Annotated in this window: 5 protein-coding genes; 4 read left to right on the plus strand and 1 reads right to left on the minus strand. The window is 60.7% G+C overall.

Translation table 11 applies throughout. From position 1 onward, the window contains the following. Positions 1-58: 58 nt before the first annotated feature. Positions 59-8,134 (minus strand): SpvB/TcaC N-terminal domain-containing protein, encoded by an 8,076-nt coding sequence (locus tag GGQ85_RS17810; protein ID WP_309775669.1) that lies wholly within the window; start codon positions 8,132-8,134, stop codon positions 59-61. Positions 8,135-8,416: 282 nt separating this feature from the next. On the opposite strand from GGQ85_RS17810, the gene GGQ85_RS17815 reads away from it, so the two are divergent. The 4 genes from GGQ85_RS17815 to GGQ85_RS17830 all read left to right on the plus strand — a co-directional run bounded on the left by GGQ85_RS17815 (position 8,417) and on the right by GGQ85_RS17830 (position 11,767). After that, a complete protein-coding gene (locus GGQ85_RS17815; protein ID WP_079448213.1) occupies positions 8,417-8,701 on the plus strand; it encodes a hypothetical protein in 285 nt (94 codons plus the stop codon). Positions 8,702-9,063: 362 nt separating this feature from the next. Next, positions 9,064-10,083, plus strand: a complete 1,020-nt coding sequence (locus tag GGQ85_RS17820; RefSeq protein ID WP_309775670.1) for a FecCD family ABC transporter permease — start codon at positions 9,064-9,066, stop codon at positions 10,081-10,083. After that, a complete protein-coding gene (locus GGQ85_RS17825; protein WP_309775671.1) occupies positions 10,080-10,862 on the plus strand; it encodes an ABC transporter ATP-binding protein in 783 nt (260 codons plus the stop codon). Before GGQ85_RS17820 ends, GGQ85_RS17825 begins: the two co-directional genes overlap by 4 nt. Positions 10,863-10,867: 5 nt before the next feature. After that, a complete protein-coding gene (locus GGQ85_RS17830) occupies positions 10,868-11,767 on the plus strand; it encodes an ABC transporter substrate-binding protein (protein WP_309775672.1) in 900 nt (299 codons plus the stop codon). Positions 11,768-11,857 lie beyond the last annotated feature (90 nt).

Here is an 11,857-nt window from a genome sequence, read left to right on the forward strand (position 1 = left end):
CAAAACGGCATGCGAGCTGGCAGGCGGGTTGATCTGCGTGTGAAGTGATCGATGTCGACTAGTCTCCTAGATACTTCCATTGCAATCTCCTCTCAAAAGCAGCGCGGCGAGCGCCACCGGCATTCCAGTCATTGTTCGGATCCAGCGCGCCTCCAGGACCATGACATTGCGCGCAGAACGGGTTGACGTTCTCGCCATTGCGGTATCGCTGCATGGCCCGCTCCTTCAAAACCGGATCAATCGCGATCCAACCTCTGGGCCTCATTTCATAGACCATGATCGGAGCTGCAATGATCGATCCGACAGCGGCGACCGTCCCGCCCACCGCGACAAGACCTGCCCTGCCCAGCCAGGCGCCGCCGGCCATCATTCCACCGCCAGCCAGGCTTGCGCCTCCGCTGGTCACCTTGCCTGCGGTAACGATGCCAGGATCGTGCTCGGTGTCGATGCTTGCCAACATGAAGACGCCGCCGGCGGCATTGAATGCGCCTCCACCTGCGGCGAGCCATCGGGCGCCGCCCGTCATTCCCGGAGCCGCCATCTCCGGAAACGCCGGCATCGGACCTGAGGTCGTGCGTCCATTGATCGTGGCCAGCGGCGATCCGTGGACGGCGTACTTCGTATCGATGACGCCGCCGCCGTATTTCAGATCGCCAAGCAATCTGGCAGAACCGCCGGAGATGTCATCGCCCACCGCAAGCGTCGACCCCGGCTGAGTCACGACGACGTCCAGATTGTGCGCACCCTTTGGACCGCCCGGGACGCCGCCGATTTGCGTGACGACGCCGTTCACGACGCGCACTTCGGAGTAAATATTCTCCGCGCCCAGATAGCCGAGTTGCTTCATGTCATCGAGGACGTTCGTCGCCTGGGCATGGGCGGCTGTTCCGAACGGACTGGCGGTACGAGAATTGAAGGTCGGCGGCCTGACCGCACCCGTCTCGAACCCCGCCTGCGCATGCAGTAACGTCAGCAGGTCATCGACCGAATTCGCCGCTTGCACAGGTGCGGCGGCCGCTACCGGAGGCGTCGAACCGGCGATGCTCATGAAGTTCCCGAACAGAGAACTTGCGCCGCTTGCGGCCGTCAAGCTCGACGAGTCGGGCGCGTGGCAGGTCATCGATTGATCGTCGACGGTCGCCAGCGTCGGATCGACGCAAGACTGAGTGGTCGGGTCACATTGCGTGCCGGTCGAGTCGGTAAAGCTTAGTGGGTTGTTACGAACATAGGCGTAGGTGTTCGATCCATCGACCAGCCCTTTCGGGTCGGACGCCGTCCATCGCCCCAGCCAATCGGCGTAGTACCGCGCTTCGCTGTAATACAGCGAGCTTTCGGTATCCCGCTCTTTGCCGCTGTACCGATATCGCTTCGGCGTATCGGTCCGGCTGCGAACCGCTTGATAGGTTGAGCTGCCATACGGCGCATATTCTTCATACGAAATGATCCGCGCCCGGTCGTCGAGTTCGAGGCAGGCGGAACCGAGATGATTGCCGAACTGATATCGAATCAATTGACGCGGCATCGGATCGTCCTGCGCGGTGTCGACAGTACGGGTCTCCACCAAGGCGATGCGCTGCTTGTCGTCCTTCACGTGAAATGTCTCGCGCTCCAGCGCAGCGGTCTGTGGGCTGATGCCGCTCGCGCTGGCGCCTTCGTGCCTCCTAAAGATTTCGAAGCCGCCGAAATCGATGCGTTCTTCGGTGAGGCCGGGCGCCTTTTCCCACACCTTGCGGATGCGCGCGCCTGATCCATCGTAGACATAAAACGCCTGTCCGCCGCCGCCCAGATCGATCTGACGCAGTTGGTCGTTGTAGTCCCAGTGCATGTTTGGACCGGGCGCGCCCCCGCCGAGATGAGGCATACGGACAAAGCTGCCGTGGGCATCGTACAAATAGGACTCGCCCTGCGGAGAATCGCTTCCCGGCTTCAGCGTGCTGCGGGTCAACCGGTTGGTCGTCTTGAGCTGCGTGCCGCCCGTTCCGTCTTCGATCAGACTCGCTTCCTCGTACTCGTACGCTCGTGTCCAACCCGGCTTCGCCTGATCGCTACCGCGATGCTGCATCTTCAGGAAATTTCCGACGGCGTCGTACACGTAGCGCTCGATGTACCTGCCCATCGCGTTGCCGTCGTCGGGGGCCAAGCGTCCGGCGGAGTCGGCCGAGCCGTGACCCACACGAGCCGAATCGTCGGGAGCGTACGCAACGGATGTGCCGCCCTGTCCCAGATGTTCTCGACCGGTTCCTTCGATTAATCGATAAAGCGCGTCGTACGTGTAATCGTTGCTCGGCTCGACGCATTTATTTCTGAAAAAGATCGTTTGTTGCGCGTCGTCGCGAATGTGTGTGATGTTGCCCGATGGATCGTAGGTGTAATGAAGGTTCTGTAACCGGTCAGCCGCTTCGCTTCGGGTGTGCAGTTCGACGAGCCGGAACGTGAGCGGATCGTATCGGTAGAACGTGCACGCACCGTTCTTGTAGGCAATGGACAAACGTTGACCCTTGGCATCGTAGTCAATATCGGCGACGCCCACCGATGAAGGTGGCTCGTCTTCCGGATCCAGCAGCGCAACAGGTTGGTCTATCCGCTCGAGCCAGACATCGACGCGCTCCAACAAATTCGCTTCATTAAAAACCGGTTGGACGACGTTGAACGGCTTGGATCGTCCTCCGCGCACGAAACTACTGCGCGGTGCGATGGACTGGATCGGTCGATTGAGCGCGTCGTAGCGCGTGCTACTTTCAAAGACCTCACAATCCAGCTTCGGATTCAGATTCCAGTCGGGAATCGTCTTGTAATCTGCAACGAGGCGGCGCGTGCTGTGAACCAGGTTTCCTTTGAAATCGAAAGCTTCAACAGGCATCTCGTTCGCGTCGACTCTCGCGCTGATAACGAATCCAGCCGAATCGAAGTGACGGAAAATACGCGTGCGCAAATTGAGCGCTTCAGCATTTGCAATACCTTCGCCGTATTCGCTGCGTTCGATCAGAATATCGCGATCCAAGGTACGAGGATCCGATTCTGTGCTTGTGCCGCGCACCGTCGTCTCGACCAGGCGTCGCAGAGCGTCATACGCGGTCGCGTAGACATGCCCGCGGCTGTCCCACGCTCGAATGGAGTTACCGAGTACGTCCTGGAGTTTCCAGCGCGCGCCAGCCTCCATGCTGGACTGGTAAATGCGATTGCCGGAAACGTCGTAGACGTAGCGCATCATGATCCGGCCGAGCGAATCGTCGCCTTGCTGAACTGCATCGCGGACGACGCGCTGATTGCCTTCGATGTCCAGCTCGACACGCGTTGCAAAAGCATCTTCGCGGCCGTCGAGATCGTGGCCGGCACAGACGACATGGTTCCTTACTACCGTCAGGAAGGGACGGCCGAGCACGTCGAGATGCGCCGTGCTCGGGGTGTCGGCGTGAGCTGCGGCACGCTGGGCGGCAACGCGCTCTTCTTTTCCTAGCTCGCCGTCGATGCGTTGTTCATGCCACGTCCTCCACAGCGGAGCTGAAGGGGATTGCGCCTTGAAGTACGCAGCTACAAATCCGCCGATATCCTCATCAGTCCGTGGATCGCCCGTCTGCGATTGACGCGGCGCGCAAGTATCGTTCGTATCGTACGTCGTCTGGCGCCAGGCATCGAACACAACCTTCTCATAGGTATGGTTCGGATGCAGTGTAGCGATCACTCGCCCGACCGGATCATAGAAAAGCACGGGACTTACACCGACGCGAACACCGAACTCGTGGCTGTGCGTGGCGCTGAAGAATGGCTCGAACTGGCGAACCGGCTTGCCTTTGTTGTTGAAGATCGTCCAGCCCGTGGTGACCCAGCGTCGATTGACGAAGGGCGCGCGCGGATCGTTGGCGTCGAGCGGTCCCGGTTCCGCCTGAACCTTCCGCTGAATCTCGCGGCCGAAGCCATCGGAGTAAGCGAAAGTGAGTTGAATCTTCAGACCCTGCCGTGGCAACGGCGCGTTGACATGCGTCTCGCGAGCGAACGTCGCGCTACAACTCGGCTGCCACTGTGTCGGGTCGTCCGGGTAGGCCGCTTGCGTACGTCGAAAGCGATCTACGTCGTAGACGATACGCGTGGTGGCGCCTTTGAGGAGCGTCTTCGCGACAGCGTGAGGATCGACACTCCCGAACAGGCCGTCGAGCTGCGCTTGATCGAGATCGGCAACGAACTCAGCTAACGAGTCGCCTTCGGCCGGCGACGGGAGCGGTTTGCCCATGACCGCGGTGCCCACGACCATGCCGAGCGTGTCGAAGATGACTTCCGTCCGGTTGCGGTTAGCATCGCTGACGGTGGTCGGCTGCATTACGATATAGTCGTAACTATCGACCGAGATGCGATTTCCGAGCGCATCTCGCGTCCCCGTGATCAGCAGACCGTAGGCATCGAAATCGACGATCGAGTCCTGGCCGAAGGGACCGCGGTAGCGGCGCGACATGAAAAAGTGAGCGTCAGCTTCTGCGAGCTCCTCCGCCGCAGAAACGTCCTCCACGTGAAAGAACGAGCGTCCGGAGGGCACCCACCAGTGACCGTTCCCGTCGAGGTCGACGTAGCCTCCGGTCGAAGCATCCTGTCCGCCCAGCACGACTGCGGGATCTGGCAGCAAAGCTTCGAGGCTTTGTCCCGGACGGCGGCGCTGGAACGTTTCATCAAGAAGACCCGGCGTGAACGCGAGCTTGTAACTCTCGCCGGGCAGACAAAGCGATTGAACTTCGCCCGGCGGCAGCAAGCCGTCCAGATCGTTGCGACGATAGAGCGTTCGCGTCCATTCAAGTGGCCGACGCCGCTGACTCCCCGTGGCTGTCGCTTCGTAAGCGATATCGGGGCCTGATCGCTTGTGGCGCAGACGGCCTCCGCACATCGGATCGGGCTCGACAAAGTCCGATGCCTGGAACCGACCGCTCTTCGCTGTCGGTGTATAGTCGGTCAGCTCGAAGGTAATCGTCTCATAGGGAAGTGGATTGCGTTGGGCATCAGGCAGCGTGACGGCGTTGGTGAAGCGCGTCTCGACATAAGTCAGAAGTGGGGATGTTTGCCGTGTGCGATCCCATTGCGTCGACAGCGGAGAGACGCGGCGTCCATAAGCAATCGCAACCTGCTTGAGTAAATTTCCATAGTCATCCACTTCCAGCGTCAGTTTGTGCTGAATGCGCGGATCTTCTGGATTGCGTTCGTAATGATGGGTGATCGATTCACGTTCGTGCGTGAAGAATACCGCGTAGCGATTGAGGCCTCGATGTTGCAGCATCCGGATGCTGAAGTTCTGTTCTGTAATCGTGTAAGGCGTCCGTGCTCGTCGGGTCCATGCAGGTGTCGCACGCAGACCCTCAGCGTCGTCCGCATAAACCTCCTGGCGCAGCAGCGTACCTTTCAGAGATCGGCAGGCCTCGCGCTCTTCTTCCGGTGTCAAACCGGGCGGCACGATGGTGTCGTCGAGAAGCTGGGTGCGGACAGCCGCGAGCGTCAATCCGGGCTCGCGAAAATACTCACGCTCGAACAGACGAGAGACGCGGTCCGCGCCGAGGTAAATGCCAGTGTGGAACCAGCTCTTGGTATGCACAGGCGGCACGTGCGATTCGGCAGCGATATTGTCTGTCGGTAAGCCGTCGCCGTCGAACGCCGCAAACCGTTCGGTATCCCACTGCTCGACCATGCCGAAGCCGCGAAACTCGCGCTCCTCGCCATCATAGTGGCCATGATGGTAGGCGAAACGCGTCACGAATCGATTTCGACTGATGTGGTCGGTCGCCTCCACCCGTTCAACGACGTGTACCGGGAACGGCAAACGCGTCACCCACGGCCGCCCTGCTTCTCGATCGGCAAGATAGAACTCGGTGGAGGATTTGTACGTCAGCCGTGTCTCCGCACCGAGCTGATTGTCGTAGCGCGCCAGCAGATGTGGCTTGGTGCCGCGCGCAAGATCGATGAACTCCACCGGACGCCATGCGATGCTCGGAAGCGCGGTCGACCACACAAGGCACGCTGTCCCACGGCCGAGCAGGTCGATGACATCGAGCGACACACCATCGGTCAGCACCATTTCGGAGATCGTGCGCGGCTGGCTCAGTCCATTGCCGCTTTCATTGAGAAAGATCTTTACGCCCTTGCGTCCGGCATAGATGACGTCGGTCGGTCCGGAGCCATCGACGTCAGCGAAGCGGATCCGGCGCGCATCGAAGATGCCGTCCTCGTCGAAGTAAGGCGCGCCCTCCATCGTAACCTTCACGCCGAACCGGCCGTGGCCAAGATTGGGCCAGTAACAGACCTCACCGTTGCGAACACGAACGAGATCGGACAGTCCGTCGCCCGACATGTCGGCAATGAACACCGCCTGATCCGCCTGCCCGAACAGCACGCGCGGACCGCGCTCCTCGTTCCATGGCACGCGCACGCGCACCGCTTCGCCGAAACCAAGGTCGCCCAGGGAGGGATGCCAGGTGATGGCCTGATCATCCATGATTAGAATGTCCGCGAGCCCGTCACCCGACAAATCGGTCAGACGAACGTTCGGACTGCTGAAGTCGACGAGTGGAAAAGCGCGGAACGGCCGAAATGGTGTCCAGCCTTCCTCGTCGGTCCGATCGAAATATCCGCCGGTGCCCTGCACGAGCGTCGCAAGCTCAAGTCGACCGTCCGAGTCGAGGTCGATAAGCTGCGATCGGCCGCCCTCGCCGATGGGCCTTGAGCGGATCACCTGAACGGAGCCGAACTGGCCGTGCCCCCGATTCGGCTTATAGTACCAAGCGCCCTCCTCCTCCGCGAGCACGCCCGCGATTCCTTCGCCATCAAGGTCGATCCACTGATAGCCATGGCCGGCGACACCCGCGGGAAGATTCTCGAGACTTTCGCGTGGAAGCTGCTCGACTTTCCACTTTTGAGGCGTCGGCTCGTCGAGCGGACTGGGGTTGTAGCTCAGCAGCAACGGGGGTAGCGACCGACGCCGATACAATCCTTCTTCGAGCGGCCGATATCCGGATTGCGTGACGCGCGCCAGACGTGTGCCGAGCGATCTGGCGTCGTAATCGAACTGGATGTCACGCACGAGCGTTCGCTCGGTCCCAAGCCGCTCCGGCATGCGATGCGCGACGAGAATTCGCTGGCATAATCGATGCGTGCGGATCTCGAAACCGGCGCGCGTTCTCGAAAACGGATCGCGACGCGCCTGCCTTGGAAGCGGCAGATCGTCCGTCCAGCGCACACGTTCGAATCCCTCCGCCTCGGGTTCATGCGCAAATGGCTCGTCGCCATAGTCGAGTACGGCTTCGAACAGCCATCCGGTTTGCGGATCGATCTGCGGCCGTGGAAGATGATTACGGCGCGCCGAATCGAGTGAAACATCGAGCAGCACCGGCCTGCGGTTTCCATACCTGACACGTTTCAGGTACCGGTTCGCGCTCCGGGATCGGAGGCGCTCGCTGGCGCGGGTGATATCGATGCCATCATCGCCTTCGGCTGCATATTCATACTCAATAGCGTTTCCGCGATCGTCGTAGCTGCGGCAGATAAGCCACTCGAAAATGCACTGTGCATCCTCAGGATCTGCAATGCGCGACGCAAGCGTTTCGCCGTATACGGTGAGAACGTTGTCTCGGGAAATGGTGCGCCAGTGGGTGTCGCCGTCGGCGATGCGGGTCCAGCTCTCTATCCGCGAAAAGGTTCCTTCGATGCGAGGTCGAAAGGCTCGCACAAAGTAGCCGCTCACCTCCCGATACGCTGTCCACGGCGCGTCTGCTGCGGTGATCGGCACGAGATCTTCCGATCCGGACAACAGGAAGATATCTGCCGCAGCATCGGCTGCCGCGACATTTTCGGCACGGCGCGCGAAAGGCACGTAACGCGGAACGCCCTTGTCCGTCCGCCTGGAGATAGAAGGAAGGCCGAGCGTCCAACCCAGTCCGAAAGGGCCATTGCCCGACCCGGAACTGTAAGACAAAGCGAGTGCAGGTTGAAATTCGCTGCGACTCTTGCTCAGCGGAATTGGAATGGAGAGGGTTGCTGTGCCATTCACCGGATTGGTTTGAAATTTCTCACCCAATCCTCGAATAGCTCCGCCGCCTTTCGGAACGTTCACCTGCGGTGCCGCAAATGACGACGGCGTCTCGGGTGATTGCTCCGTTTGCGGCATGTGTCCTTCGCCCTATCGATAGTTTTCCGTCCTTTGCTGACACACAGAGGTTCAATCTCAAGGGGACAATCGATAGCGCGAAACGCGGGAACAGACTCTATTGATTTATCAAGTGGTACCAACCAAGCTCGCTATTTAGTATTTAGCCTTTTGCGAGAGTTCTATCGGTTCAGAGAGAGGCTTGATCTCCCAAGCAGAGCGATGGATCGGCCGATGCCGTATTGCGCGATATCAGGACGATGAGGCTGAGACGAGACGAGCAGTGGTGAATAGGAGCAACCTATGATCGAGGTTCGGCGGGTGGACGACGGCGGCGCACTTAGCTTCGAAGTCGTGGTGCGCGAAGGAAAGGGCGAGACTCGTCACCGCGTTACAATGTCTGAAGTCAAGAGCCAGCAGTTGACCGCCGGAAAGCACACGCCTGAACGCTGCATCGAGGCCGCCTTTCGCTTCCTGCTTGAACGGGAGCCCAAGGAGTCGATCCTCGCTCGCTTCGATATTTCCGTGGTTTCACACTACTTCCCGGAATTCGAGCACGAACTGCCCCGCTATCTCGCGCGATTCTGAAGTCAATTTCACGCTCTATATTAGCTGCGATGCGGGGGAACGTTCGCGGTTGCGCAGGGTCTTCCGCTGTGCTTGTTTGAACCTCATCAACGCTCGCCAAGCGGTAAAACGGCAACGCGTTGCGGGGATATTGTCTTCCCACTACGGGCGAGCATTGGCGGCCATGCGTGTCCATCCGGATGCTAACATGGCATGCATGCGCGGAAGCAGATAAAAGCCGCAAAGCGATCAGCCGGTGATGCATTCCGGCGCACGATGGCGGGTCAGAAAATGACAGGGCAGAAATAAAGGGCCGTCATGGGTTTCGCGAAATGCGCTGCCGAGCCGGCCGGACCCGCGGCTTGCCGTGCTTACAACGTCACATGGTGACCGTCGCCGACCGCCAGCGAGCGAGCGTGACGCTCGCGCTGTGCGCAGGTGTCGCAGTGTTGACGCTGATGTCGCTGGGGATAGGCCCTGTGAGGTTGTCGCCGGCAACGATTCTCCATGCCTTGTTTGGCGGCGGTAGCGAAATTCAGCGGATCATCGTGCTGGAGATCCGCTTGCCGCGTACGATCCTCGCGATAGCGATCGGCGCGATTCTCGGTTTGTCGGGCGCCGCCCTGCAGGGACTCCTGCGCAATCCCCTGGCATCGCCCTCGCTGTTCGGCGCGCCGCAGGCGGCGGCGTTCGGCGCGGTGCTGGTGATCGCGCTGGGATTGGCCGACATTCATTCCTTTGTATTGCCGATGGCGGCGATCCTGGCTGCGTTTATTTCAGTGTTCGTGCTGCTCGTGATCGCGGGGCGCGAGACGAGTCTGCTGATCCTGATCCTCGCCGGGCTGGCGATCTCCGCTCTTGCAGGCGCGGCGACGTCGCTGACGATGAACCTGTCAAGCAACCCTTTCGCGGCATTGGAAATTGCATTTTGGCTGCTGGGATCGCTGGAAGACCGCAGCTTTCGGCATGTGACGCTGGCGCTGCCGTTCATCGTCGCGGGAGCTGCCACCCTGATGAGCCAGCGTCATGCGTTTTGCACGCTCAGTCTCGGTGAAGAAGCCGCCTTCAGCCTGGGGGTCAACGTCGGCCGGCTTCGGTTGTGGACGATCCTTGGCGTTGCCCTTGGCGTTGGCGGTGCGGTCGCGGTGGCCGGCGCCATCGGCTTCATTGGGCTGGTCGCCCCACACCTGATGCGCCCTCTGATCGGCTACGATCCGGCGAAGCTGCTGGTACCGAGCGCACTGACCGGCGCGGCGCTACTGCTCGCGGCCGATATCGCGGTGCGCGTTATTCCCTCGACCTCGGACATCAAGGTTGGCGTCCTGACCGCGCTGATCGGAGTGCCGTTCTTCCTCTACCTGATCGTGCGCGAGCGGCGGGCGCTGGGTGGAGGAGTGGCATGAGCGAGACGGCTGTTCTCGTCGCATCGTCGCTGTCGGCGAGCCTTGGAAAGAGAGTCGTCCTGCGCGACATTTCGCTGGCACTCCCCGGTCGGCACCTTGTCGCGCTGGTCGGGCCGAATGGCGCAGGCAAGACCACAGTGCTGCGGGTGCTGGCGGGACTGCTGCCCTCGAAAGGCAGGATCGAAGTTTGCGGCGACGCGCTATCATCTCTAAGCCTTCAGGAACGCGCGCGCCGTTTTTCCTATCTGCCGCAGGGCCACCAGATACATTGGCCGCTGCCGACAAAGGATGTCGTGGCGCTTGGACGATACCCGCACGGTGCGATCGATCCTGGAAGGCTGACCGACCACGATGCCGCGGCCGTGATGCGGGCGATGCAGATGGCTGACGTGACAGATTTGAGCGATCGTCGCGTGACGGAATTGTCGGGCGGCGAGCGTTGCCGGGTCGCGCTGGCGCGGGTGTTGGCGGTGGAAGCGCCAGTGCTTTTGGCCGATGAACCGACTGCATCTCTCGATCCACGCTATCAGATCGAGATCCTGATCAAACTGCGGGCAACGGCCGACAGCGGAACGCTGGTTGTCGTGGTGACGCATGATCTCGGGCTCGCCGCGCGTTTCGCCGATATTATTCTGGTGATGTCCGAAGGGCGTCTGGTGTCGCAGGGACCACCTGCCGACGCGCTTTCGGAGGCCATCATGTCCGAGGTCTTTCGTATCAAAACCTATCGTGCCGACCATGAACGCGAAATCGTCCTCGTGCCGTGGGCGGAAGTTTGATCGCGATGTTGCGGCGTACGAGATTGCATCGCTTTCGTAAGGCGATCCGGGCCGGTATCACCACATGGAGAAACGGTGATCTTGTCGCCGTCGCCCTGGCCTTGACCGTCGGCATCGTCACGCCCGCGCACGCCGCGGGTCTACCGCGTGTTGCGTCGATTAATCTGTGCACCGATCAGCTTCTGATGACGCTCGCCGACCCGGTACAGATCGTCGGCCTTAGCCCTTATTCGCGCGATGCCGCACGCTCCTACGCCGCGGACGAGGCAAAGAAGTATCGGCCGCTCTCCGGCGAGGCGGAGGACGTGCTGATGCTCAGACCCGACGTCGTTGTTGCCACCCAGTACACCAAACGCGCGACGCGGGAGCTGCTGAAGCAGCAAGGGATGCGCGTGGTCGAATTCGATGTCGCAACATCGATCGATGACGTGAAGGAACAGATTCGCCGGATGGGCGATCTTGTCCGGCATCCGGATCGCGCGCAGATCCAGATCGCGCGGCTCGACGCTGCGGTGGCCCGCGCAAAGGAGGCGGCGACGCGCAGGCCCTATCGGGTGCTGGCGCTGTCGCGACGCGGCTGGGTGTCGGGCGATAACAGCCTCACGAGTGCACTGCTCTCGGTCACCGGGCTGTCGAACGCGGCATCCGGTCTTGGCATTACGCACGGCGGGTTTGCAAAGCTTGAAACCATTGTTGCCGCTCGACCGGATCTTATCCTGATATCGGACGGCAGCGATGTCGCCGAAGACGAAGGCAGCGCGCTTCTGTTGCACCCGGCGCTGGAGAAGATGTATCCGCCATCGCGACGCATCGTGATTCCTGAAGATCTCACGGTGTGCGGCGGGCCGATGCTTGCCGAGGCGCTGGACCGGTTGATCGCGGAGCTGAAGCGAATCGGAAACTAGCACTACTTTGGCAGATTTATTAGATGGATCGTCTCAACAGGATTCTCGAATCACGTTTTCAATGATTCATGGGTGGTCGGCTTTTTGGAG

Origin of the sequence: Nitrobacter vulgaris (assembly GCF_031453995.1) — a bacterium.
Taxonomy (GTDB): Bacteria; Pseudomonadota; Alphaproteobacteria; order Rhizobiales; family Xanthobacteraceae; genus Nitrobacter; species Nitrobacter vulgaris.